The organism is Metallococcus carri (assembly GCF_011440275.1).
Classification (GTDB): Bacteria; Actinomycetota; Actinomycetes; order Actinomycetales; family Dermatophilaceae; genus Metallococcus; species Metallococcus carri.
The window spans coordinates 76346-101320 of record NZ_JAAOIV010000001.1; the positions used below are offsets into that span (position 1 = coordinate 76346).

24 protein-coding genes and 1 tRNA gene are annotated in these 24975 nt (G+C 68.8%); 6 read left to right on the forward strand and 19 right to left on the reverse strand.

Features of this window, described 5'->3' with window-relative positions; genetic code table 11:
• Positions 1–3: 3 nt before the first annotated feature.
• From G9U51_RS00375 to G9U51_RS00390, 4 genes are all read right to left on the reverse strand, one after another.
• On the reverse strand, positions 4–1146 hold the full coding sequence (locus G9U51_RS00375; protein WP_207947893.1) for a substrate-binding domain-containing protein: 1143 nt from the start codon (positions 1144–1146) through the stop codon (positions 4–6).
• Between the two features lie 93 nt (positions 1147–1239).
• Positions 1240–2355 carry an ABC transporter permease gene (locus G9U51_RS00380; RefSeq protein ID WP_166191573.1) on the reverse strand — a complete coding sequence of 372 codons (1116 nt, stop codon included), beginning with the start codon at positions 2353–2355 and terminating at the stop codon, positions 1240–1242.
• Positions 2355–3881, reverse strand: a complete 1527-nt coding sequence (locus tag G9U51_RS00385) for a sugar ABC transporter ATP-binding protein (protein WP_166191576.1) — start codon at positions 3879–3881, stop codon at positions 2355–2357. The genes G9U51_RS00380 and G9U51_RS00385 overlap by 1 nt, the downstream gene beginning before the upstream one ends.
• 146 nt (positions 3882–4027) lie before the next feature.
• Entirely contained in the window at positions 4028–4819 is a 792-nt protein-coding gene (locus G9U51_RS00390) for an IclR family transcriptional regulator (protein ID WP_207947894.1), read from the reverse strand.
• Positions 4820–4991: 172 nt separating this feature from the next.
• Between G9U51_RS00390 and G9U51_RS00395 the strand changes: the two genes are divergently transcribed.
• From G9U51_RS00395 to G9U51_RS00410, 4 genes are read left to right on the forward strand one after another with little or no spacing between them, the layout of a single operon-like run.
• The gene (locus G9U51_RS00395; RefSeq protein WP_166191580.1) at positions 4992–5960 is read left to right on the forward strand and encodes a cyclase family protein; all 969 of its coding nucleotides are present in this window, start codon (positions 4992–4994) and stop codon (positions 5958–5960) included.
• Positions 5960–6991 (forward strand): 2-hydroxyacid dehydrogenase, encoded by a 1032-nt coding sequence (locus G9U51_RS00400; protein WP_166191584.1) that lies wholly within the window; start codon positions 5960–5962, stop codon positions 6989–6991. Before G9U51_RS00395 ends, G9U51_RS00400 begins: the two co-directional genes overlap by 1 nt.
• Complete coding sequence (locus G9U51_RS00405; protein WP_166191587.1) at positions 6991–7848, forward strand: NAD(P)-dependent oxidoreductase; 858 nt, start codon at positions 6991–6993, stop codon at positions 7846–7848. The genes G9U51_RS00400 and G9U51_RS00405 overlap by 1 nt, the downstream gene beginning before the upstream one ends.
• Entirely contained in the window at positions 7848–8378 is a 531-nt protein-coding gene (locus tag G9U51_RS00410; protein WP_166191590.1) for a gluconokinase, read from the forward strand. The genes G9U51_RS00405 and G9U51_RS00410 overlap by 1 nt, the downstream gene beginning before the upstream one ends.
• A gap of 9 nt (positions 8379–8387) precedes the next feature.
• Here the strand turns inward: G9U51_RS00410 and G9U51_RS00415 are convergent.
• From G9U51_RS00415 to G9U51_RS00440, 6 genes are all read right to left on the reverse strand, one after another.
• Positions 8388–8463 (reverse strand) — tRNA-Ala (locus G9U51_RS00415).
• Positions 8464–8549: 86 nt separating this feature from the next.
• Positions 8550–9080 (reverse strand): DUF4442 domain-containing protein, encoded by a 531-nt coding sequence (locus G9U51_RS00420; protein ID WP_235945263.1) that lies wholly within the window; start codon positions 9078–9080, stop codon positions 8550–8552.
• Positions 9077–9775, reverse strand: coding sequence for a histidine phosphatase family protein (locus G9U51_RS00425; protein WP_166191593.1), 699 nt, complete (start codon positions 9773–9775; stop codon positions 9077–9079). Before G9U51_RS00425 ends, G9U51_RS00420 begins: the two co-directional genes overlap by 4 nt.
• Entirely contained in the window at positions 9772–10128 is a 357-nt protein-coding gene (rsfS, locus tag G9U51_RS00430; RefSeq protein WP_166191596.1) for a ribosome silencing factor, read from the reverse strand. The genes G9U51_RS00425 and rsfS overlap by 4 nt, the downstream gene beginning before the upstream one ends.
• Positions 10125–10748 carry a nicotinate-nucleotide adenylyltransferase gene (nadD, locus tag G9U51_RS00435; protein ID WP_166192564.1) on the reverse strand — a complete coding sequence of 208 codons (624 nt, stop codon included), beginning with the start codon at positions 10746–10748 and terminating at the stop codon, positions 10125–10127. Before nadD ends, rsfS begins: the two co-directional genes overlap by 4 nt.
• 2 nt (positions 10749–10750) lie before the next feature.
• Entirely contained in the window at positions 10751–10981 is a 231-nt protein-coding gene (locus tag G9U51_RS00440; RefSeq protein ID WP_166191599.1) for a hypothetical protein, read from the reverse strand.
• Positions 10982–11043: 62 nt separating this feature from the next.
• Between G9U51_RS00440 and G9U51_RS00445 the strand changes: the two genes are divergently transcribed.
• Entirely contained in the window at positions 11044–12018 is a 975-nt protein-coding gene (locus tag G9U51_RS00445; protein WP_166191602.1) for a glycosyltransferase family 2 protein, read from the forward strand.
• Here G9U51_RS00445 and G9U51_RS00450 read toward each other — a convergent pair.
• The 8 genes from G9U51_RS00450 to G9U51_RS00485 form a co-directional block, all read right to left on the reverse strand.
• Positions 12003–13295: a glutamate-5-semialdehyde dehydrogenase gene (locus G9U51_RS00450; RefSeq protein ID WP_166191605.1), complete on the reverse strand. Its 1293-nt coding sequence runs from the start codon at positions 13293–13295 to the stop codon at positions 12003–12005. The genes G9U51_RS00445 and G9U51_RS00450 overlap by 16 nt on opposite strands.
• Before the next feature lie 243 nt (positions 13296–13538).
• Positions 13539–14306 carry a DedA family protein gene (locus G9U51_RS00455; RefSeq protein ID WP_166191608.1) on the reverse strand — a complete coding sequence of 256 codons (768 nt, stop codon included), beginning with the start codon at positions 14304–14306 and terminating at the stop codon, positions 13539–13541.
• Entirely contained in the window at positions 14306–15430 is a 1125-nt protein-coding gene (gene proB, locus G9U51_RS00460; RefSeq protein ID WP_166191611.1) for a glutamate 5-kinase, read from the reverse strand. Before proB ends, G9U51_RS00455 begins: the two co-directional genes overlap by 1 nt.
• 24 nt (positions 15431–15454) lie before the next feature.
• The gene (gene obgE, locus G9U51_RS00465; RefSeq protein WP_166191614.1) at positions 15455–16963 is read right to left on the reverse strand and encodes a GTPase ObgE; all 1509 of its coding nucleotides are present in this window, start codon (positions 16961–16963) and stop codon (positions 15455–15457) included.
• A 73-nt stretch (positions 16964–17036) separates the two neighbouring features.
• The gene (rpmA, locus tag G9U51_RS00470; RefSeq protein ID WP_166191617.1) at positions 17037–17312 is read right to left on the reverse strand and encodes a 50S ribosomal protein L27; all 276 of its coding nucleotides are present in this window, start codon (positions 17310–17312) and stop codon (positions 17037–17039) included.
• Between the two features lie 42 nt (positions 17313–17354).
• Positions 17355–17663 carry a 50S ribosomal protein L21 gene (gene rplU, locus G9U51_RS00475; RefSeq protein WP_166191620.1) on the reverse strand — a complete coding sequence of 103 codons (309 nt, stop codon included), beginning with the start codon at positions 17661–17663 and terminating at the stop codon, positions 17355–17357.
• Between the two features lie 100 nt (positions 17664–17763).
• A complete protein-coding gene (locus G9U51_RS00480; RefSeq protein WP_456238023.1) occupies positions 17764–20313 on the reverse strand; it encodes an Rne/Rng family ribonuclease in 2550 nt (849 codons plus the stop codon).
• Between the two features lie 279 nt (positions 20314–20592).
• Positions 20593–21312 (reverse strand): TIGR03936 family radical SAM-associated protein, encoded by a 720-nt coding sequence (locus tag G9U51_RS00485; RefSeq protein WP_328823229.1) that lies wholly within the window; start codon positions 21310–21312, stop codon positions 20593–20595.
• A gap of 193 nt (positions 21313–21505) precedes the next feature.
• Here G9U51_RS00485 and phoA point away from each other — a divergent pair, with 193 nt between their 5' ends.
• The gene (gene phoA / locus G9U51_RS00490; RefSeq protein WP_166191628.1) at positions 21506–22900 is read left to right on the forward strand and encodes an alkaline phosphatase; all 1395 of its coding nucleotides are present in this window, start codon (positions 21506–21508) and stop codon (positions 22898–22900) included.
• Positions 22901–22965: 65 nt separating this feature from the next.
• Here the strand turns inward: phoA and G9U51_RS00495 are convergent, their stop codons facing one another.
• Positions 22966–24921, reverse strand: a complete 1956-nt coding sequence (locus G9U51_RS00495; RefSeq protein ID WP_166191631.1) for a TIGR03960 family B12-binding radical SAM protein — start codon at positions 24919–24921, stop codon at positions 22966–22968.
• Positions 24922–24975 lie beyond the last annotated feature (54 nt).

A 24975-nucleotide genomic window follows, 5' to 3' on the forward strand; every position in this document is an offset into this window, starting at 1 on the left:
GCTCTACCTCTTCCAGATCTTCTTGTATGCCGCTTCGTAACCCGAGGGGTTCCATGAATTGGCGGGACCCAGGTTGGCCTTGGTGGAGACGTGGACCGCGGGCACATAGCCGGACGCCGGCGCGTTGTTCAGCGCGCGGTTCATCTCATCGATCATTTGCCAGCCCTCTGACACCAGCGGTGACGGCACCGACGCAGCCTGGTAGTTGCCGCTGCGGATGCGCTGCAACGCCGAGGTGTCACCGTCGCCAGCACCGATGTTGACGATGTCACCCGCCTTGACGCCGGCCGCCCGCAACGGCGCCGCGGCATTCTCGAAGTAGACATCGTTGATCGCGGTGGAGTAATTCCACTTCTGGCCGTACTTGCTGACCAGCGACGAGACCGCGGCCGGCATCCGGTTGCTGACGTCGGCCAGCGGGATGTTCTGGGTGCTGAGGAGTTTGATCGAGCTGCACGTCTTCAATTCCTTCTCGATCATGGCCGACTTGCCGGCTGCGAAGGGGATCGACTTGTCGGTGAAGACGACGACGCCGGCCGTCCCATTGCTCTCGGCGATGATCCAGTCGGCGGTGATCTTGGCGACGTCGGCGACCTTGGTCGTCACATTGCTGAAGAGCTTGGGGCTCGTGCTCGGCCCGGGAGTCGCCAGCGCCTGCCACCCCACCAGCGGAATGTTCGCCTGGTTGGCCTGGGCCACCTGAGCCGAGGTCGAGTTGGGGTCGAAACCGCCGATCATGATCCCGTCCGGTCGGAGCGCGAGCGCCTGGGAGAACGCTGACTGGGTCCCGGCGGGGGTGCCCTTGCCGTCGATGACGCGCACCCGCCAGCCGATGGCTTTCGCGGCGGCAGTGACACCGGAGGCGGCGCCGGCGACACCGGGGTTGGTCATATCGGCAGCGACATAAACGATCGACTTGCCGCTGACGGCGGCGGGGCCGGTCGTCGGACCCGCCCACGGCGTGTCCTTTGCGGAGGCCTTGTCGACCGCGGCGCGGGCGCTCTTGACCACGCTGCTGCAGCTACCGCCGGCCGCGTTGGTCTTCGGAGCCGAAGAGCTGTTGCTGCCGTGCGAGCAGGCCGTGAGACCGACCATCGAGATGATCGCCGAGGCCGCGGCGACGAGGCGCCGGATGGAACTGGACATGCGTCGTTCTCCTTCGTGCTGCGGTTGCGGGCAGACGGGGCTGCCTGTCCATCACGCGAGTTCAGGGATAGTGCTATCGGTGGTGGCCCGAGTTCAGCGGCGGTCGGGGACGATTGCGCCGTCGGCGTTGTCCTGGTCAACGGGACCTTGGGACGGTGACGGCGCTCCGGCACTCGGGCTTGCGCTCGAGCCACCGGGGCCCGCATCGCTACCCGCTCCTTCCCGCATTGCCTGTCGGCTGGCGCCGAGTCCGGCGGCGACCTTCCGACGGGCCGAGAAGCCGGCGAGGCCGAGGGCGATGAGGAGGGTCACGCCGTTGAAGAGGTCGGTGACCCAGAAGTCCGCACCCATCTGATTGATGCCCGCGAGGCCGACAGCCAGCGTGATGACGGCGACGACGGTGCCGATGGCGTTGACGCGTCCCGGGCGGATGGCGGTCGATCCCAACAGCGCACCGACGAAGGCTGGCAACAAGTAGTCCATACCAACGCTGGGGTTGCCGACCTGTTGCTGGCTGGCGAGCAGGACGCCGGCAAATCCGGTGACCGAGGCGGACAGCGCGAAAGCGCAGATGGCGTATTTGCGGGTCGATATGCCGACCAGCGCAGCCGCTCGGGCGCTGGAGCCGATCACGTAGAAGTAGCGGCCCACCGGGAATCGTTCCAGCACGACCCATAGGACGGCGGCGACGACCGCGACATACACCGCGACGATGGGGACCGGGCCGATGGCGGTGTCATAGAGGTAGACGAACCCAGTCGGCAGACTTCCACCGGGGACCACCCGCGCCCCACCGGTAATCGCCCCGGTGATCGCATAGAGGACGGTGCCCGAGCCCAGGGTGGCCACGAAGCTGTCGATCTGTCCGAACTCCACCAGCAGCCCGTTGATGACACCCACGAGAGCGAGGGCGAGGACGACCGTGATGCTAGCCACGAGCCAGGGCCAGCCAGCGATCACCAGTTTCAGGGCGAGCACGTGGGCGAGCCCCAAGCCGTATCCGATCGACAGATCGAACTTCCCGATCGCGATCGGGATCATCGCGCCGAGCGCGAGCAGGGCAGGAATCGCGTTGTTCGACAAGATCGCCGACACATTCGCCGAGGTCGGGAAGGTCTGCGGCAAGGCAATGCTGAAGACAGCGATCAGGACCACTGCGAGGAGCGGCAGACCGTAGGTGCCAACCACCCCCGACGCATTCTTCTTCATCAGACGGCTTCCTTCACAGAGCTCGAAGTTGCGGCCGACGAAGCAGCCGTCGTGAGACGGGGGATGGTGAGTTCGTCCCCGGAAAGACTGGTCGTGACCTGGCCGTCGACGAAGACGAGTGCTGTGCGGCAGGCGGTGACGACTTCCTCGAAATCGGTAGAGATCAGCAACACCGCGAGGCCATCGGCTAAGGCCTGGTCGAGCAGGGCGTAGATGTCAGCCTTGGCACCGACGTCGACGCCTGCGGTCGGCTCCTCCAGGATCAACAGCGTGCGCGGCACCGAAAGCCAGCGTCCGATCATGATCTTTTGCTGGTTGCCACCGGACAGCGTGGCGATCGGCAGTTCCGTGCTGAGCGGCCGAACACCGAAGCGCGTCATCCAGTGGTGCGCTTCGCGGCGCTCGGCGCGCGGTGACATCCACGACAACGGCGCTCGCTTGCGCACGGCCGGGTTGACCAGGAGGTTCTCGCGGTTGGTGAGTTCGGGTGCGCAGCCTTCCTCCACCCGATTGCTGGTGACGAAGCCGGTCCCCCGTGCAACGGCGTCCGTGACCGACGTCGGCGCATAAGGCTTGCCGTTGAGCTCCACCGACCCGGCCAGAATCTGCGAACTACCGGCGAGTGCTCGGCCGAGCTGCATGTGTCCGGCACCTGTCAGCCCCGTCATGCCAAGGACCTCGCCAGCGTGCAGCCGCAGACTCACCGGGCCCGCACCCTCGACCACCACATCGCTCAGTTCGAGCACGAGCGGGCCTTGCCCGCGCTCGACAACCGAGTAGGTCGCATGCTTCTTGCCCACAATGTGCTCGACCAGTTGGTCAGGGGTGTAGTCCGACAGAGCACCGTCAGCCACGACCGCGCCGTCGCGCAGCACGGTCACGTGATCGGAGATTCGGAAGACTTCGTCCAGCCGGTGGCTGATGTAGAGGATGCCGTGACCGGAGTCGCGCAGCTTTTTCAGCACCGCGAACAAGCGCTCAGAGTCGTGGGCCGGCAGCGAAGCGGTCGGCTCGTCCAGCACGATGATTCGGGCGTCCTGAGCGAGGGCCCGAGCGATGGCGACGAGGGAACGGTCGGCCCGGCTGAGCGACGAGATCGGCGTGCGCGGGTCTAGGTGCGCGGCACACAACTGCAGTGCGGCAGCACCCTTGTCATGGACTCCGGACCAATCGATCAGGCCAGCCCGACGAGCGTATCCGGTGCCGAGCGCGATGTTTTCAGCCACCGACATCCACTCCACCAAACCCAGGTCCTGGTGAATGAAGGCCATCGTGCCGGGTTCGACCGGGCCGGCTACTTCGGTGCCACCGACCACGACCACACCGGAGGTAGCGGTGTAGACACCCGCAAGGATCTTGATCAGTGTCGACTTGCCCGCACCGTTTTGACCCAGCAGCGCGTGGATGGTGCCGGCCTCCAAGCGGAGGTCGACGTCGTCCAAGGCGACCGTGCCGCCGAAGACCTTCCGCAGCGCGGTGATCTCGATCAGCGGGGTTCGCCCAGGTGCTGGGTCGGGAACCGCCATGACACATCTCCTCTGTGGCCAACGTCACCCTGGCGTTCACCACAATGAACCACGATCAGTATGTTGGTCAAGCCTTCAGGCGAAATTCCGCTCCCAAGCCCTCTGAGGTATGCCGGTCCGCCTCGCCACCGCTCGCAGCGAGGAGTTCAGCTACGGGCTCGCAGGGGGACGCTGATCGCGGCCGCGATCTCGACGAGCTCATCGACGAGTCGAGGCACCCCGATCTCGTGCTCACGCGCCTTCAGGATCGTGGCGCTGACGGCGAACCTGGCCGGTTGGTCGGGCACGTCAATCACCGGAACGGCAACGCACAGCACGCCGGGAGTCGTCTCTTCGTCGTCCAAGGCGTAGCCCCGCTGCCGGCATTCGCGCAGATCGGCCAACAGGGACCCGAGCGTGGAGTGTGACTTCGCGGTGAAACCCGGACTCAGCGGACGGCCCTGATAGCGGTCGCGCACGGCAGCCTCGGGCAGCGTTGCCAGCAAAGCCTTCCCCGTAGCCGTGATGTGAGCAGGCAACCGGTCGCCGATGTTGGCCGTGAGCCGGATCGGCTGCGACCCGTCGAACCTGGCGAGGTAGAGCACGTCCAATCCGTCCAGCATGGACAATCGTGCCGCTTCGGCCGACACATATTTGGATCGTCGGCATTGGGTGTAGAACTCATCGACCTGATCGACCTGGCCCAGATAGGCGCCGGCCAGGCTGACCAGCTTGCGACCCAGGCGGTAGCCCTCGCCCGAGTGCGAGATCAGCCCCTGCTCCTCCAACTCGGCGCACAGATTCGCCGTTGAGGATTTGGCGATGCCCAGGCTGCGGGCGATCTCGGTCAGGGTGAGCCCCCGCGAACCGGTCGTTGTCAGCAAGTCCAGGATCGCCACAGCCCGCGCTACGGCCGGCACCACGCTCTTGCCCTCCGCGGCCATTGCCTGCTCCGCCATCACTGCCCTCTGTCCAAGATAGTGGACTGCGTCCAGTCCTATGGTTTACGGTTGCACGGCGTCCCACTCGAAGTATGACCAGTAGATCGCAGCTCGCGCTTGGCGGGCGGCAAGGACCGCACGACAGGCCGACGCGCTTCGTGTCACAGCCCACTCGTCGGAGAGGACCACTATGTGCGAGCAGGAGCCGACCGCAACGACGGCGAGCACCACAGCCAACCGGGGAGGCCGACCGGTCTCCCGGGCGGAATTCGACAAGATGTTCGAGCAGCTGCGCACCTGGGGCACCCATGCCGACGCCTCGCGCGGTGCGTGGGCCGAGGCCGGTCCCCGACAGGCCGCGGACGCCGCGCGCTTGGTGCGCTCGGGTCGTTCTGCTGCATTGGGATTGCCGTGGAATACCGTCGCCGGACCGGACAACGCGGTGCCGGCACTGCACTACATGTCCGACCTCGGGGTGCGAGAGGCGCCTGAGCCGTCGACCAACAAGGACTTCATCGGGGCCGACTTCCACGGCAAGGCGGTCAGTCATCTGGATGCGTTGTCGCATATCGCCTACCGCGGTGAGCTGTATGACGGGCACGTCTCGACGGAGGTTGTCGACGCGACCGGCGCGTCCTTCGGTTCGGTCGGCGCGCTCGGTCACCTCGTCACCCGCGGCGTGCTCATCGACCTGCCGCACGCTGAAGGCGTGGACTGGCTGGAGCCGGGCACCGCGGTCGGTGCCGAGGACCTTCAGCGAGCCTGTGACACCTTAGGTGTCGAGCCGCGCCCCGGAGACGCCATTCTGTTGCGGACCGGGCACTTCGCCCGACGTCGGAAGCTCGGCCCGTGGGACCCGAGCACGGCCAGTGCCGGACTGCACGTCGATGCGATGCCGTGGATCGCCCGGTATCGTCCGGCGGTCCTGGGTGGCGACGGCGACTCCGACGTGCGGCCATCGCCGACTCCCGGCATACACTCCCCCATTCACATTCTGGCCATCACCGCATTGGGCACCCCGCTGCTGGACAACCTGGACCTGGAAGACCTCGCCTCGCTCGCGGCGTCGGAAGGTCGATGGGAGTTCTTCTTCGTCGTCGCACCGCTCAACATCGAGCGCGGCACCGGCTCACCGGTCAACCCGATCGCGGTCTTCTGATGTGCGCTCAGCCCAGCATCGCCCGCGTTGGTGTCAGCCGCGACTTCCTGGATGACCGTGGTCAAAATGTCTGGGGTGACATCGGCCTGTCCGCCCTGACCGAGGCAGGCATCTCGTGGGAGTACCTTCCGCAGACGGTCTCGACCCTTTCGCCATCAGACATCGAAGGGTACGACGCCCTCATCATCGCCGCGCCGGCAGTCACCGCCGCCACCTTCGAGGGCCTGGCCCAACCGCCGCAGTTGATCGCACGTTTCGGGGTGGGTTACGACGCCATCGACCTGACGGCATGCACCGCCGCCGGGACCATCCTGACCATCACGCCGGACGGCGCCCGCCGGCCGGTGTCGACGGCCACCTTGACGATGATCCTCGCGGTCTTGCACAACCTCGTCGTCAAGGATGCGATCGTGCGCGAGGGCGACTGGTCGCGGCGCGAGCAGTGGATGGGGCGTGGCCTGACCGGCCGGACCGTCGGACTGCTCGGCCTGGGCAATGTCGCCCAGGATCTCGTCGGCCTCCTCGCCCCCTTCGACTGCCGGATCGTGGCCCACGATCCCTACGCTTCCCCAGCGGTCGCCGACCGGCTCGGCGTCGAACTTCTCGATCTCATCGACCTCGCCCGCCGCAGTGACGTCCTCGTGGTCCTCAGCGCGCTGACCGAGCAGACCCGGGGCATGGTCAACGACCAGATCCTGCAGGCGTTGCCGGAAGGCGCCATCGTGGTCAATCTGTCCCGTGGCCCGATCATCGACGAGTCGGCTCTGATCCGGGCCTTGGAGTCCGGCCGGTTGGGCGGTGCCGGCCTCGATGTCTTCGAGCAAGAGCCGACGAGGTCAACCTTGCGTGAGCGCGACGATGTCGTGCTCAGTCCGCACAGTCTCGCCTGGACCGACGAGATGTCTGCTGGCAACGGCGCCAGCTGCGTGCGAGCCGTCTTGGACGTGGCCGCCGGCCGACGACCTCGGTTCGTGGTGAACACCGAGGTTCTGCGTCAGCCACGGTGGGCATCGCTGAAGGAGGATGCGTAATGGTGGACCGCACCCCGATCGGGGTCCTCGGCTTGGGCAACATGGGTATGCCGATCGCCCGCCGCCTGGTCGCCGCAGGTCATCAGGTCATCGGCTGGGATCGTGCCGACCGCGAATTGGACGGTGGCACGATCGTGCGCTCCGCCGCCGAGGTCACCGGCCGATGCGCCACCGTGCTCTATCTCCTGCCCGAACTCGAGATGATCAGACCGCTGCTCGCGGACGGACTGCTCGATGACGCCGCAACGCGGACCCTGATCGTCATGAGCACCTGCTCACCGGTCGCCATCACCGACCTCGCCGCATCGCTGGCGGATCGCGGCATACGGCTGATCGATGCGCCGATGAGCGGCGGCGTGACGGGCGCCGAGCAGGGCCGGTTGTCCATCATGGTCGGTGCGGACCAGGCCGACTTCGACGCGGTGGCACCATTGCTGGCCGTGCTGGGCACGACGGTCCGCCTGCTCGGGCCAGTCGGAGCCGGGTCGGTCGCCAAGGCCTGCAACCAGCTCGTTGTATCCGCGACGCTGTGCGCACTCGCGGAGGCGACACTCATCGCCGAGCGGAACGGTCTGGACCGGGAGTTGATGCTGGACATGCTGGCTGGTGGGCTGGCCGCGTCTGAGGTGCTCACCCAGAAGCGGCACGCCCTGGCTAATGACGATTTCCGCCCCACCGGACCGGCGAAATTCCTGGTGAAGGATCTGCGCTTCGCTGAAGAGGCCGGAGGGTCGCTCGATCTCCCGGTGCGAAGTGCCGTCGCTGGCTTGTTCAACGCCTTGACCGACGCCGGTCTCGGCGACCAGGACAACGCGGTGGTCCTGCAACACCTACGCGACACACAACCTCCCGCGTGATGGCGCCGGTGCCGGCTCTGGTCGTCGCCGGCCCGGCCGGGTCAGGCAAGTCGACTGTGGGCGCGGCGCTCGCCGAGGCACTGCGCATACCGTTCATCGAGGGCGACGACCTGCACCCGCCAGCCAACATCATCAAGATGACTGCCGGGGAGCCGCTGACCGACACCGATCGGGAGCCGTGGCTGCGGCGGGTCGGCGAAACCTTGGCCGCCCACCCGCAGGGCGTCGTCGCCAGTTGTTCCGCCCTGCGCCGCTCACACCGAGCTGTCCTTGTATCGCGATGTCCCACAGCGCTTTTCATCGTCCTTGAGGTGCCGGCCGAGAAGTTGTGGGAGCGGCTCGCTGCGCGCACGGGCCACTTCATGCGTGCCGACATGCTCGACTCGCAGCTCGCGACCTTCGAGAGTTACAGCGACGAGGAGCGCCACCTGCGCGTGGATGCCACCCAGCCGTTGCCGGCGCTTGTGGAAACGATCGTGCGGACAATCGCCGATGTGCCCGCGGCAGCCCGCGGATCGCACCGGCCGTAAGCCTGCTTGTGGTGGAGCTAAGGGGATTCGAACCCCTGACCTCTTCCATGCCATGGAAGCGCGCTACCAACTGCGCCATAGCCCCAGGTGTGCCGACCGCTCAACGCGGCGACCGGCATACTCTAGCCCTGTGCGCGGCCCGCGACCAAATCAGGTGCGGCACAACGCAACTCAGCCCTCGAAGTTGGTCGACTCCATGGGCTCGGCGGCCTCAGTCGCGCTCTTCTTGCGGCGAACGTAGAGCTGCCGGCGCACCCGCGCGACCACGGTGCCATCGCGCAGGGTGAGCTCGGTCTCGAACCACGGCAGCACCTTCTCCCCGCTGGCCGCCTCCGCGCGGATCTGCTCAGTGCGCTCCTTGGGCACCTCGAAGGTGCCGAAGATGGTGCCCACGCCGGGGCTGACATAGGTGATCTCGGCCGCCTGGTCCCACACGTAGTAGTCGCGGCCGAGCTGGTGCATGAGCAGCAGCGCGTAGAACGCATCCGACATCGCGCCGATCGAGCCACCGAAGGCCGTGCCGTGTTGGTTGCGGTTGAGCCGGTTGAGTTTGAGTTCGACGCGCGCGACCGTCCAGTCCGGCGTGAACTCCCGCACCCGGATCCCCATGCCGAGCAGCGGCGGGAAGAAGTTCATCAGCCGCGACAGCTGGTGCGGCTGGTAGTGCTTGCGCGAGCCGAGCTTGGAGGTGCGGCGGGTCATGAGGTCTCTTCCTTCTCGGGCGCCTCAGGTTGCGGCGCGCGGGCGTTCCATTGCTCGATCCGCCAGCCGTGCGGGGACTCGACGAGCTCCGCCCAGTGACAGTTGCCGAGGCCGGCGAAATGCAGCCAGGCGGTGTGCTGGTCGATGCCGGCGAGCGCCGCGACCAGCGCCCGGCCCGCAACCCCATGCGTGGCGATCACCGAGGTCGCGCCGGCCGGCAGCCGCGCCAGCAGGTCGTCCGCGGCGGCGCGGGTGCGCTGCGCAACCTCGCCGACCGTCTCCCCCGTCTCGCCCCGCCGCAGGTCCTCGCCACGAGTCACCGCATCGAGCATCGGGCCGTATGCCGTCCGCACCTGCCCGCCGTCCAGCCCCGACCATCGACCCACGTCGATCTCCCGCAGGCGCTGATCGGTGTGCACGGGCAGGCCGGTCCGCCGGGCCAGGGCTGCCGCCGTCGCCGCGGCTCGTTGCAGGTCGCTGGACCAGATCACCACCGGGTCGTATGCCGTGAGCGCGGCCGAGGCGATCGCCGCCTGCGAGCGCCCCAGCTCCGACAGCTCGGTGTCGAGCTGGCCCTGCCAGATGCCCGCGGCGTTGTGGGTGGTCTGCCCGTGCCGCCAGACGATCAGGCGGCGCACCGGCTCGCCGGCACCGAGCGCACGTTCGGACGGCCCCGGGACGGCAGCGGTCGTCATACGTCCAGGGGAACGGGAGGGCAGTCGCGCCAGAGGCGCTCGAGGTCGTAGAACTCGCGCTCCTCGTCGTGCATGACGTGCACCACGATGTCGCCGAAGTCGAGCAGCACCCAGCGGTCCTCGCGCTTGCCTTCGCGGCGCACGACCTTGACCTTGAGCTCGTGCAGGCGCTCCTCGATGGCGTCGACGATGGCGGTCACCTGGCGCTCGTTGTCACCGGAGGCGACCACGAAGACGTCGGTCAGGGCGAGCTGGTCGCTCACGTCGATCGCGACGACCGAGGTCGCCAGCTTGTCCGAGGCCGCGGCGGCCGCGGCACGCGCGAGTTCGATCGCCCGATCGGTGGCGGTCACGCGGTCCCCTTCTGGTCTGTTTCGTCCTGCAGCACCCCGGCACCGGGCCGGTAGAGCTGGTATTTGCCGATGTACTGCACCACGCCGTCCGGCACGAGGTACCACACCGGCTCCCCCGCGACCACCCGGTTGCGGCAGTCGGTCGAACTGATCGCCATCGCGGGCACCTCCTGCAGGATCACCCGATCCTGCGGCAGTCCAGTCTTGGACAGCTCGTGCCCGGGCCGGGTGACCCCGATGAAGGTCGCCAGATCCCACAGCTCCTCCACGCCCTTCCAGGACAGGATCTGGGCGAGCGCGTCGGCACCGGTGATGAAGAACAGTTCCGCGTCCGGCCGCTGCTCGTGCAGGTCGCGCAGGGTGTCCAAGGTGTATGTCGGCCCCGGCCGGTCGATGTCGACCCGGCTCACCGAGAAGCGGGGGTTGGAGGCGGTGGCGATCACCGTCATCAGGTAGCGGTGCTCCGCCGGGGAGACCTCGCGCCCGGCCTTCTGCCAGGGCTGACCGGTCGGCACGAAGACGACCTCGTCGAGGTCGAGCAGGGACTGGACCTCACTGGCCGCCACGAGGTGCCCATGGTGGATGGGATCGAAGGTCCCACCCATCACCCCGAGTCGCAGGGTCAGTGCCTTTCGCCGTCGGCCGCGGAGCGGTCGTCATGCACCGGCGCGTCGGTGGCCGAGGTGGCCCCGAACCGCGCCGCGGTGTTGCGGAAGGCCCACAGGATGCCCAGGCACACCGCGAAGAAGAGCAGGCCGAGGGCGCCATACATCCAGGGCGGCATCGGGAGTTCGTGCTCACGCAGCGGCGGCACCTCGGGCTCGGCGAGCAGCGACACAAAGCGGGAGGACATGGGCGGCAGCCTAGCGCCTGCTGTCAGGAGTTTTGCGGGCGACCACCTACTATGAGCCCACCATGTCGCTGTGTCTTTCGGTCGTCGTCCCCATGTACAACGAGCAGGACGTCCTGCCGCTGTTCGTCGAGCGCTTGCGCCCCGTCCTCGACGAACTGGGCGAGCCCTACGAAGTGGTCGCCGTGGACGACGGTTCGGCCGACCAGACGCCAGTGCTGCTGCAGCGGTTCAAGCGAGAGTGGCCGCAGCTGCGCGTGCTGCGGTTGCGCGCCAACTCCGGTCACCAGGCCGCGATCTCCGCCGGGCTCGGCGCCTCCCGCGGGCAGTGGGCGGTCACCATCGACGCCGACCTGCAGGATCCGCCCGAGGTCATCGCCGAGATGCTCCACGTCGGGCGGTCGCAGAATGTCGACGTCGTGTATGGCGTCCGCACCGACCGCTCGACCGACACCGCCTTCAAGCGCTCCACCGCGCGGCTGTTCTACACCACGATGCGGCGGCTGTCCGGCATCGATGCGCCGATGGACGCGGGCGACTTCCGGCTGATGTCGCGCTCCACGGTGGACGCGGTGATGGCGCTGCCGGAGCACAACCGGGTGCTGCGGCTGGTCGTGCCGACCCTCGGCTTCCCCTCGGCCACCGTGGGTTATCGGCGCGACGAGCGCGCCGCCGGGGAGTCGAAGTACCCCTTGTCCAAGATGCTCAAGCTGACGCTGGACTCGGTGACCGGGTTCAGCCAGGCGCCGCTGCGGTTCGCCACCTGGTTCGGGTTGATCGGTTTCACCGTCGCGGCGTTGATGCTGCTGTTCGCCCTCTGGCAAAAGGCCCGTGGCAATGTCGTCCAGGGCTGGACGTCGACCGTGCTGATCGTGGCCGGTTTCGGTGGCGTGCAACTGCTGTGCCTCGGCATCCTCGGTGAATATGTCGGGCGGATCTATGCCAGCCAGCAGGCGCGGCCGTCCTATTACGTCGCCTACGACTCCCTGGCCGACGACCGCCGCGCCGACGAGAGGGACGGCAATCAGGCGCGGATCTGACCGTCGCCCTCGACGATCCACTTGGTGCTGGTCAGCTCGGCCAGCGCCATCGGCCCGCGAGCGTGCAGCTTCTGGGTGGAGATGCCGATCTCGGCACCGAACCCGAACTCGCCACCATCGGTGAACCGGGACGACGCATTCACCATCACCACCGCAGCATCCACCTCGGCGATGAATTTCCTTGTCGCTGAACGGTCTTCGGAGACGATCACCTCGGTGTGCAGCGTGCCGAACCGGTCGATGTGCTCGATCGCGGCGTCCAGGGTCGGCACCACGCCGACGCTCATCTCCAGCCCGTGGAACTCCGCCGCGAACTGTTCGTCGGTGACCGGCTCGACCGCGATGCCGGCCGCCCGGCCCAGCTCGACGACGAGCGGCTGACCGTAGAGCGTCACGCCCTCCGCCGACAGGTCGCCGAGCACCTTGGGCAGGAACTCCTCGGCGACCTCGGCGTGCACCAGCAGCGACTCGGCGGCATTGCACACGCTGGGCCGCTGCGTCTTGGAGTTGAGCACGATGTCGCGCGCGACCGTGAGGTCGGCCGCACGGTCGACATACACGTGCACATTGCCGATGCCGGTCTCGATCACCGGCACGGTCGCGCCGAGCACGACGGCCTGAATCAGGCCCGCTCCCCCGCGCGGGATCACCAGATCGACCAGCCCGCGGGCGGTGATGAGGGCGGTGACGTCGTCGTGGCCGCCGTCGAGCAATTGCACCGCATCGGCGGGAAGGTCGGCCTGCTCAAGGGCCGCGCGCAGCGTGCGCACGATCTGCGCATTGGAGTCGGCGGCGGCCGAACCGCCGCGCAGGATCATCGCGTTGCCGCTCTTCAGGCCCAGACCGGCGGCGTCCACGGTGACATTGGGGCGCGCCTCATAGATCATCCCGACCACGCCCATCGGCACCCGCACCTGGCGGATCTGCAGGCCGTTGGCGAGCGTCGAGCCGCGCACGACCTCGCCGACCGGGTCGGGCAGTCCGGCGATCTCGCGCAGCGCGTCCGCGATCGCCGCAACCCGCTCAGGGGTGAGCCGCAAGCGGTCCTGGAGGGACTCCGGCATACCCTGCTCGCGCCCGCGGGTCAGGTCGGACTCGTTCGCGGCGACGATCTGCCCGCTCGCCTGCGTCAACGCGTCGGCCAGTATGCCGAGCGCCGCGTCCTTCTCGGCTCGCGACAGCAAGGCGAGGCGGCGGGAGGCGCTGCGGGCTCGCTCGGCAGCATCACGCACCCGCTGGCGGGACTCCTCAAGGGCGGCGTCGGTCATGCGGTTCATCGTAGGTCGGCTGCGACGGCGGTGCCGAGGCCGACGACATGGTGAGAAACCGGCGCGTGGCTCAGGCCCGCCTCACCCGCGCCCACCAAAAGTCACCATCATGGCGACTTCCGCGGCCAGCACCAGCCGGTATGCCGCCAAAAGTCTCCACATTGGCGACTTCACCAGCCGATACGCCGAACCCGCGCTAAAAGTCTCCACAATGGCGGCTTCCTGCGGGTCTGAGCCGGGGCCGCGGGCGGATCAGGCGGCGGCTGCCTTGTCGCGGCGCTGACGGTTCCAGACCCCGAAGAACACCACGACCAACGTCGCGATCGCCAGATAGTTGCTGTACCGGGCGATGGTCGTGACCAAGTCGTGCGCGGGCTGGCCGACGCGATAGCCGACATACATCCAGATGCCGCGGTAGACGACCGCGGCCGCGAAGTCGATCAGCAGGAATTTGCGCAACCGCATCCCCACGTCGCCGACGAAGGCATTGACGATCGCCGACGGGACGAACGGGATGAACCAGACGAGGAAGACCGCCGGGCCACCGAAGCGGCGAGCGAGCTGCTCGGCATACCGGCCGGTGCGGGCAGCCCAGCGGGAGCGACCGCCCCACACCTCGATGATCCGGTGACCCCACAGCTTGCCGGCCCACCAGAAGACCCAGTCGAATTTGATCGAGGTGAGCGCGGCGGCGAGCAGCCCGGCCCACCACCACGGCTCAGGTCCGATCCGCAGCCGGGCACCGATGTCGACCATCGCGATATTCGAGCCGGTGACGCACGCCAGCAGGTAGGAGTTCAGGCCCAGCAGCACCGGGCGCAGGGGCAGCATGGCGATGCCGTAGACACCCAGCAGCGCGATGGCGGCCCAGCAGCGCAGGTCGGCCTGGGTGGGTTTGCCCTGCCAGGGCATCCGCGGGTCGTCCCACCAGGGCTTCTGCTCGGCCGCGGTCTCGCCCGAGGCCTCGGCTGAGGTCTCGTCGGAGACCGGGTCGGGGGTCGAGGAGGGTTCGGGTGTCATCACTTTCCCCGTCGAAGGACGACCAGATCGTCCCGATGGACGAGCTCGCGCTCGTATTCCGGTCCGAGCTCCCGGGCCAGCTCGCGCGTGCTGCGGCCGAGCAGGTTCGGCAGTTCGTGTGCGTCGTAGTTAACGAGGCCGCGGGCGATCACGGTTCCGCCGAGGTCGACCAGATCGACGGCATCTCCGGCGGAGAATTTGCCACGCACCTCGCGCACCCCGGCGGGCAGCAACGATTTGCCGCGCCGGGTCACCGCGAGCACCGCGCCGTCGTCGAGCACCAGGCCGCCCTGCGGAGCCGTGGCATGGGCCAGCCACAGTTGCCGCGCTGTGCGGGCGCGCTGGGTCGGCGCGAAGACCGTCCCGACGTCCTGCCCGCTCAGCGCGTCTCCCGCCCGGTCCGCAGAGGTCAACACGGTGGTCACGCCCGCGCCAGTGGCGATGCGAGCCGCTTCGACCTTGGTGATCATCCCGCCGGTGCCGACCGCCGAGCCCCGCTTGGAGATGTCGATCTCCCCGAGGTCTTCGGCATCGGGGACGAAGCCGATCCGCCGCGCGCCCGGCCGGGAGGGCGGGCCGTCATACAGCGCGTCGACATCGGAAAGCAGCACGAGCGCGCGGGCGCCGATCAGATGCGCCACCAAGGCGGCGAGGCGGTCGTTGTCGCCGAAGCGAATCTCGTGCGTCGCGACCGTGTCGTTCTCGTTGACGATCGGCACCACTCCGAGGGCGAACAGGCGCTCCAGGGTGCGGCGGGCATTGGTGTAGTGACCACGCCGGGTCACGTCGTCGGAGGTGAGCAGCACCTGGCCGACGAGCACGCCGTGCCGCCCGAAGGCCGCGGTGTATGCCGCCATCAGCGCCGTCTGGCCGACACTCGCCGCCGCCTGCTGGGTGGCCAGGTCGCTGGGGCGCTTGGCCAGCTGCAGCGGCGTCATACCGGCCGCGATCGCACCGGAGGAGACCAGCACGACCCGGTGCCCGGCGGCATGCCGGGCGGCAAGGACATCGGCCAACGCGTCGATGAGCGCGGTGTCGAGCCCGCCTCCCGCGCGGGTCAACGAGCTGGACCCCACCTTGACGACGAGGGGGTCCGCAGCCCGTATGGCGTCCCGGTGGTCCACCCGGCCCAGCCTAGTGAGCGCGGCTCAGTCGTCGGTCCACAGTCCGGCATCACGCTCCGCGCCGAGCTCCTCGCGGGCTTCGCGCTGAGCGTCCTTGCGGGCGTGGAAGTCGTCGCGCTTCTCGGCGCGGGTCGGCCGGTGGTGCTCGTCGAGGCGCAGGTCGGTGCCACGCGCCCCGAGGTGCTCGGCGCCGGTCGACATCGTCGGCTCCCAGTCGAAGACCACGGCGTTGTCCTCCGGGCCGATCAGCACGGTCGAACCGGCCACCGCGCCGGCCTTGAAGAGCGCCTCCTCGACGCCGAGCCGGTTCAGCCGGTCGGCGAGGTATCCGACCGCCTCGTCGTTGGCGAAGTCGGTCTGCCGGACCCACCGCGTGGGCCGCTCACCGATGATCCGGAAGAGCTCGCCGTCGGAGGTGCGCTCCCGGCGCACCGAGAAGCCGGTGTCGTCAACTGCCTTGGGGCGCACCACGATTCGCTGCGGCACGACCGCGGCCTCGATCTCACGGCGGGCCTGCTCGACATGCCGCGCGAGCGAGAAGGACAGCTCCTGCAAGCCGATGTGCGCCACCGCCGAGACGATGTGCACCTCCAGGCCGCGCGCCTCCAGATCGGGCTTGACGAACTCCGCGAGTTCCACCGCGTCCGGCACGTCGGCCTTGTTGAGCACCACGATGCGGGTGCGTTCGGACAGGGGTCGGCCACCCAGGCTTTCGTCGGCGACATATTCCGACAGTTCGTGCTCGATCACGTCGAGGTCGCTCAACGGGTCGCGGCCCGGCTCGAGCGTCGCGCAGTCGATGACGTGCACCAGCACCGAGCACCGCTCGACATGGCGCAGGAACTCCAGGCCGAGGCCCTTGCCCTGGCTCGCGCCCGGGATCAGGCCCGGCACGTCGGCAATCGTGTAGCGCATGCCGCCCGCGGTGACCACGCCCAGGTTGGGCACCAGCGTGGTGAAGGGATAGTCGGCGATCTTCGGCTTCGCAGCGGACAGCACCGACACCAGGCTGGACTTGCCGGCCGACGGGAAGCCGATCAGCGCGACATCGGCGAGCGTCTTCAGCTCCAGCACGACGTCGCGCGTGTCGCCCGGCTCACCGAGCAGCGCGAAGCCGGGGGCCTTGCGCCGCGGCGAGGCCAGCGCCTTGTTGCCGAGCCCACCGCGGCCGCCGCGCGCGACGACATACCGCGTGTTGGCGCCGACCAGGTCGGCCTCGATCTCGCCGCTCGGCGATTTCACCACGGTGCCCTCGGGCACCGGCAGGATCAGGTCCTCGCCGTCGGCGCCATTGCGCTCGGCGCCGGCGCCGGGCTTGCCGTTGGTCGCCTTGCGGTGCGGGGTGTGGTGGTAATCGAGCAGCGTGGTGACCTGCGGGTCCACCTGCAAGATCACATCACCGCCGCGGCCGCCGTTGCCGCCGTCCGGGCCGCCGAGCGGCTTGAACTTCTCGCGATGCACGGACGCGACGCCATGACCGCCGTTGCCGGCCACCACATGCAGCACCACGCGGTCGACGAAGTCGGTCGCCATACGAGAAACTCCCCTCAACAGACACGGAGGGCGAGTCCACCACGGACTCGCCCTCCGATCATGTGTATGCCGCTCAGGCCGTGACGTCCTGCTCGACGACGGCCTCAACGATGTTCACGGTGCGACGGCCGCCCTTGCTGCCGAACTCGACCGCGCCCGCCTTGAGGGCGAACAGCGTGTCGTCGCCGCCACGGCCGACGTTGACGCCGGGGTGGAAGTGCGTGCCGCGCTGGCGGACGATGATCTCGCCGGCGTTGACGACCTGACCGCCGAAGCGCTTGACGCCGAGTCGCTGTGCGTTGGAGTCGCGACCGTTGCGGGTCGAGGACGCACCCTTCTTGTGTGCCATGTCTGCCTACCTCAGAATCGGTTCGAACGTGGGGATGGAGGCTCAGGCCTCGATCGCGGTGACCTTGACGCGGGTCAGCGGCTGACGGTGGCCCTGACGCTTGCGGTAGCCGGTCTTGTTCTTGTACTTCATGATGGTGATCTTGGGGCCCTTGGTGGCCTCGACGACCTCGGCGGAGACCTTGACCTTGGCCAGCTTGTCGGCGTCAGAGGTCACCTGGGTGCCATCCACCAGCAGCAGCGGCTGCAACTCGATGGAGTCACCGGCCTTGACGGCCACCTTGTCGATGATGAGGACGTCGCCGACGGAGACCTTCTCCTGGCGTCCGCCCGCGCGAACGATCGCGTACACGTTGAACTTCCTTCTCGTCATGGCGCACTCGCTCGGTATGACCGGCTGACAGCTACCCCGTCGCGGGACGTCGGCTCGGTGGGCGCACCAAAGGTCAAGATTACTGGTCGGCGTCGGTCCCGGCCAAATCCGTGGCCGGTCCCCCGGTCGGCGGACCGGCGGGAGCCACGACGCGCTTGCGCTTGCGTCGGGTCTTGGTCGGTATGCCGCCCGCCGGGCTGTCCGTGCTCGTCACCGGGCCGGTGACCTCGGTGGCCGGGCTCTCCGGCGCGAGCGGGCGCTCGGCCGGAGCCGGCGTGCTCGTCGCGGGCACCGGCTCCCGCTCGGCCGGAGCCGAATCGGCCGGAGCCGAATCGGTCGGAGCCGAACCGGTCGGGGCCGAGTCGGTCGCCGTGCTCGGCGCGGCGATGGTCGGCGCGACATGGGCGGTGGCGGCGGCGTGCGCCGCGGCCGCGATCTGCGCGGCGGTCGGACCGCTCGGCTGCTTGGGCTGGCTGTCGTGCTGGTGGTCGGTGCCGTTGTCGTTCTTGCGGCCCCGGCCACGGCGCGAGCGGCCACCGCCGTTGCCGCCACCACCGGTGTTGCCGCCCTCGCCATTGCCCGACTTCTCGACCGGATCTGCGTGGATGATGATGCCGCGCCCACCGCAGTGCTCACAGGGCTCGGAGAAGACTTCGACCAGACCGGAGCCGACCCGCTTGCGGGTCATCTGCACCAGTCCGAGGGAGGTGACCTCGGCGACCTGGTGCTTGGTGCGGTCGCGGCCGAGGCACTCGAGCAGCCGCCGCACGACCAGGTCGCGGTTGGATTCGAGGACCATGTCGATGAAGTCGACGACGATGATGCCGCCGATATCGCGCAACCGCAGCTGGCGCACGATCTCCTCGGCGGCCTCCAGGTTGTTCTTGGTGACGGTCTCCTCCAGGTTGCCGCCGGAGCCGACGAATTTGCCGGTGTTGACGTCGATCACGGTCATCGCCTCGGTGCGGTCGATGATCAGCGAGCCACCGGACGGCAGCCAAACCTTGCGGTCCATCGCCTTGGCGAGCTGCTCGTCGATGCGGTGCTCGGCGAAGACGTCCTTCTCACCGGTCCACTTCTGCGCCCGCTCCGCCAGATCGGGAGCGACCGCGCTCAGGTAGTCCGACACCTCCGCCCAGGCGGTGTCGCCCGACACCACGATCTTGCGGAAGTCCTCGTTGAAGACATCCCGCACGACCCGCAGCATCAGGTCCGGCTCGCCGTGCAGCAACGAGGGCGCGCTCGTCGACTTGGCCGAGGCGGCCTTCTCGATGCCGGCCCAAATGCCCTGCAGGCGCTCGATATCGGCCTTGAGGTCCTCCTCCGAGGCGCCCTCGGCGGCGGTGCGCACGATCACGCCGGCCTCCTCGGGAACGATCTCCTTGAGGATCTTCTTCAGCCGGGCACGCTCGGTGTCGGGCAGCTTGCGCGAGATGCCGGTCATCGCGTTGCCCGGCACGTAGACCAGGAAGCGGCCGGGCAGCGAGATCTGGGAGGTCAGCCGCGCGCCCTTGTGACCGATCGGGTCCTTGGTCACCTGCACCAGCACGGTCTCGCCGGACTTCAGGGCGTGCTCGATCCGCTTGGGCTGGCCGTCCAGGCCGGCAGCGTCCCAGTTGACCTCCCCGGCATACAGCACGGCATTGCGGCCCCGACCGATGTCGACGAAGGCTGCCTCCATCGAGGGCAGCACGTTCTGGACGCGGCCGAGGTAGACATTGCCGGCCATCGAGGCCGACTGGGATTCGCGCGAGACATAGTGCTCGACGAGCACCCCGTCCTCGAGCACGCCGATCTGGGTGCGCCCGTCCTTCTCCCGCACGACCATGTCGCGCTCAACGCTCTCACGGCGGGCGAGGAACTCGGCCTCGGTGATGACGGTGCGGCGGCGACCGGCCTCGCGCCCCTCGCGGCGGCGCTGCTTCTTGGCCTCCAGCCGGGTCGAGCCCTTGATCGCGGTGACCTCGTCGCGATCCTTGCGCGGCTCGCGCACCTTGGTGACGGTGCCGGGCGGGTCCTCGCTATCGCCATTGCCGCTGCGGCGGCGACGCCGGGTGCGACGACGGCTGCTGCCGCCCTCCTCGCCCGCGTCATCCTTGGCGCCGGCGTCGTCCGCCTCGCCACCCTGGTTGCCCTCGGCGGTGGACTCCTTGTCGGCGGCCTTCTTCTTGGCGGGGCGCTTGCCCTTGGGCTCGGGCACCTTGTCGTCGGTGTCGGCCTTGTCAGCCTTGTCGCCCTTGTCATCGGCCGCGGTGTCACCGGTGGTGTTGTCGGCATCGGCCTTGCCGCGGCGGCCACGTCCACCACGACGGCGCGAGCGCGGAGCCTGCGCGTCGTCGTCGCCGGAGTCCGTGTCGTCCTGCCGGTCGGGTTCGTCCTGTGCGGCCGCCGGGGCAGTCGCCTGCGAGGTCGCCCGGCGCGGGGCACGGGCTTCGAGGTCGGGAGCCTGGAAGAGCAAGCCGAATGCCGCGCCGCCGGACGCGGGAGCAGGAGGCGTGGGCTCGGGGGCCGGGTCGGCCGGTGCCTGCGAGGCGGAGAAGAGTGACGTGTCCTCGCGCGACGCTTCGTCGGCAGGATTGAGATCGTCCTGGGGGCTCACAGCCCCTCCTTCGGAATCAGCACGCGGGATGGCCCGCAACCTGGGCTCACGCCCGGCACACCCGCATGAAGCGGTTTGGCCGTCGTCGACGCCCGGTGGTGGGCGCCACGACGAAAGTCGTCTGCTGCATCGTCTCGGTTCGCGCTGCGCGCGGCTGCCGAGTCCGCTGCCGTCAGGGGCCGGATCCGCGGGTCGGCGCGCTCACGTGGGCGCGGCCGGTCGGGTGATCCCCCTGCCGGGGCGTCGCGGCGGGTTGCGTGCCGCCGGACGACCGCCGCCCAGTATCGCACACCCGGCGGGGCGTACCGCTCAGCCGCGCTCGGTCAGCGGGTCGTCGAGAGCTCCGTCGGCACGCATCGGTCCCTGCGCCAACCGGGTCACCGAGCGGGTGCGATCGGCCTGCCAGCCGCACAATTCGGTCAACGCGGTGAGTATGTCGGTGGGCCGCACGGCCGGAGTCGTGTGGTGCAGCACCAGATCCAGCCCGGCCGGGTCAGCGGTGAGCTCGGCGCGCTCGATCGCGGCGCGCACATCGAAGGTGCGGGCCCCGGATTTGGTCATCCGGGTCACCTCGGCGCGATCCATCGCCAGCAGGCGCTCCAGCGCGGACCGCAGTCCGGTGACATCGGCACCCGGCAGGTCCACCCGCCATACGCTCGCCTGCAGTCGGTCCGCGAGCGCACCCGGTTCGGCCTCGACCACCTGCAGCACATCCAGACCCGGAGGGAGCGCCTCGTCCAGCGCGACGGCGACCTGCGCGGGATCGGCGCGCTCGGTCAATGAGATCTCGAAATACTCCGCCTCGCTCGCCCACCCGGTCGCCGCCGCATTGGCGTAGCTGATCTTCGGGTGGGGGTGGAAGCCGGCCGAGAAGGCCACCGGCAGCCGAGCGCGACGAACCGCTCGCTCCAGCGCGCGCTGGAAATCCCGGGTCGAGGTGAACCGCAGCCGGCCGCGTTTGGCGTAGCGCACCCGCAACTTCTGCACCGCGGGATCGGGTGCCGGACCTTCGGGAACTCGTTTCGCCACGATCGGTCAGCCTAATGCTCCGTGGTGCGAGCAGCACCAGGCGCCGGTCGAGCAGCGGCAACCGGCTGTTCACCCACTGGTCAATTGTCGTGTGCTCGCTGGGAACAGCCTCCGGGTTGGATGTGAAGCCGGGCTCGGCCATGGCAAGAGTGCTTCCCCCGAATCGCACCGCCGAGCCGTCGGAGGAAAGACGATGACTGCAAACAAGCGCGTTTCCACTCGTGCGAAGGCCGTCGGTGCCGGTGTGGCGGCCCTCGCCCTCATCGGGACGGCAGCGGCCGGCGCGAGCCCGCTCGCCTCGAACGGCAACGGCAAGGGTTATGGCAAGGGTGGTCAGCAGCCCCGCAACGTGATCCTGCTGATCGGCGACGGCATGGGTGACTCGGAGATCACCTCGACCCGCAACTACCAGGTCGGCGCCAACGGCCGGCTGAACCTGGACACCCTGCCCAGCACCGGTGCCTACACCACCTATGCGCTCCAGAAGGGCACCAACGTCCCTGACTATGTGACCGACTCGGCGGCCTCGGGCACCGGTTGGGCCACCGGCACCAAGACCTACAACGGCGCGATCAGCGTCGACACAAACGGCAAGCCGCTGCCGACGATCCTGGAGCGGGCCAAGGCGGCCGGCTACAACACCGGCGACGTCTCCACCGCCGAGATCCAGGACGCCACCCCCGCCGTCCTGGGCTCGCATGTCACCAGCCGCGACTGCAAGGGCCCCTCGGCCACCACCGCCAAGTGCCCGAGCAATGCCATCGAGAACGGCGGCGCCGGCTCGATCTCCGAGCAGCTGATGATGACCCGCCCGGACGTCCTGCTCGGCGGCGGCAAGAAGTACCTCGACGAGCGTGTCGTTGCCGGCAAGTACGCCGGCCAGACGGTGCTCGACCAGGGCCGCGCCCAGGGCTACCAGGTCGCGACCACCGCCGCGGAGATGCAGGCCGCGCCGCTGGGCAAGCCGCTGCTCGGCGCGTTCGCCCCCGGCAACCTGGACCTGGAGTGGACCGGCCCGACCCCGACCCGCACCGGCACCCCGGCGCAGCGGTGCGCCGTCAACGCCAAGCGCAACCCGGCCCAGCCGCACCTGTCGCAGATGACCCGTGTGGCGCTCGACCGGCTGAACAGCCTCAGCCGCGACGGCAAGGGCGCCAAGGGCCGCGGCGGCGCCGACAAGAAGGGCTTCTTCCTGCAGGTCGAGGGCGCCTCGATCGACAAGCAGAACCACGCCGCCAACCCGTGTGGTCAGATCGGTGAGAACGTCGAGTTCGACAAGGCCGTCGGCCTGGCGCTCAACTACCAGAAGCAGAACCCGAACACCCTGGTCATCGTCACCGGCGACCACGGCCACACCAGCCAGATCGTCCCGACCGGCAGCACCACCGCCGGTTACACGGCCACCCTCACCACGGCCGACAACGCTCCGATGACGATCAGCTACGCCACCTCCGATGTCCTCACCGGGCAGGAGCACACCGGCACCCAGATCCGCGTCGCGGCCGGTGGCCCGCAGGCCGGCCGGGTCTCGGGCGTGACCAACCAGACCGACCTGTTCACCACGATGTCGCTCGCGCTGGGTCTCTGACCGTTCACCCGCGCGTATGACGTGAGGCGGCGCCCGCTCGGGCGCCGCCTCATCGCGTGGTCACCTCAGACGACCGAGAGCGGCAGCAGCTTCTTGCCGGTCGGGCCGATCTGGATGTCGGTGCCCATCTGCGGACAGACGCCGCAGTCGAAGCACGGGGTCCAGCGGCAGTCGTCGACCTCGGTCTCGTCGAGCGCGTCCTGCCAGTCGTCCCAGAGCCACTCCTTGTCCAGGCCGGAGTCCAGGTGGTCCCAGGGCAGCACCTCGGTCTCACCGCGCTCCCGCGTGGTGTACCACTGGACATCAACTGGTAGGTCGGCGAATGCCGTTGTGGCACAACGCATCCAGCGCTCGAAGGAGAAGTGCTCGCTCCACCCGTCGAAGCGGCCGCCATCACGCCATACCGCCTCGATGACCCGCCCGACGCGGCGATCTCCACGGCTGAGCAAGCCTTCGATCAGGCCGGGTTCGCCGTCGTGATAGCGCATGCCGATGGCCGAGCCATAGCGCTTGTCGGAGCGGATCGCCTCGCGCAGCTTGGCCAGCCGGGCGTCGGTCTCCTCCGGGCCGAGCTGGGCGCACCACTGGAAGGGTGTGTGCGGCTTGGGCACGAAGCCGCCGATCGAGACCGTGCACCGGATATCGCGGCGGCCGCTCACCTGGCGACCGGTGTCGATGACCCGCTTGGCGAGCTCGGCGATCTGCAGCACGTCCTCGTCGGTCTCGGTCGGCAGACCGCACATGAAGTACAGCTTCACCTGCCGCCAGCCGGCGCCGTAGGCCGCGGCGACAGTGTTGATCAGGTCGTCCTCGCTCACCATCTTGTTGATGACCTTGCGGATCCGCTCGCTGCCACCCTCAGGGGCGAAGGTCAGCCCGGAGCGGCGGCCGTTGCGGGTGAGTTCGTTGGCCAGATCGATATTGAAGGCGTCGACGCGGGTCGACGGCAGTGACAGACCGGTCTGGGTGCCTTCGTAGCGATCGGCGAGGCCCTTGGTCACCTCGGCGATCTCGGTGTGGTCGGCGGAGCTCAGCGACAGCAGCCCGACTTCCTCGAATCCCGTTGCGGCCAAACCCTTTTCGACCATCTCACCGATGCCGGTGATCGACCGCTCGCGCACCGGGCGGGTGATCATGCCGGCCTGGCAGAAGCGGCAGCCGCGGGTGCAGCCGCGGAAGATCTCGACCGACATCCGCTCGTGCACGGTCTCGGCGAGGGGCACGAGCGGCTGCTTCGGGTAGGGCCAGGCGTCCAGGTCCATCACGGTGTGCTTGGACACCCGCCACGGCACACCCGGCGCCGACGGCGACGGCGCGACCCGCTTGATCCGCCCGTCGGGCAGGTAGTCCACGTCGTAGAACGCCGGCACGTAGACCCCGCCGGTGCGGGCGAGGCGCAGCAGCAGTTCGCGGCGGCCGCCGGGACGACCCTCGGCCTTCCACCGCTTGATCTCGTCGGTGATCGCCAGCACCGCCTGCTCGCCGTCACCGACGACGGCGGCGTCGATGAAGTCGGCGATCGGTTCGGGGTTGAAGGCCGCGTGGCCACCCGCGATCACCAGCGGATCGGACTCGGCACGGTCGGCCGCGTGCAGCGGCATACCGGCGAGGTCGAGTGCGGTGAGCAGGTTGGTGTATCCCAGCTCGGTGGAGAAGGACACGCCCAGCACGTCGAAATCACGCACCGGCCGGTGCCCGTCGACGGTGAACTGCGGCACGTCGTGCTCGCGCATCAGCGCTTCGAGGTCGGGCCAGACGGCATACGTCCGCTCGGCGAGAGCGTCAGTGCGCTCGTTGAGCACCTCGTAGAGGATCATCACGCCCTGGTTGGGCAGGCCCACCTCGTAGGCGTCGGGGTACATGAGCGCCCAGCGGGTGGTGAGCGCCTCGCCGGCCGGCCCGAACCCGCCGCAGTCCCAGTCTTTGACCTGGGAGTTGAGCTCGCCGCCGACATACTGGATCGGCTTGCTCACCTGGTCGAGCAGCGGCTCCAGGGCAGGGAAGATCGACTCGCCGGACATGCGTCCCAGGGTATGCCGCCCACCCATGCCGGTCGAATCGCCGCGTGATACCAC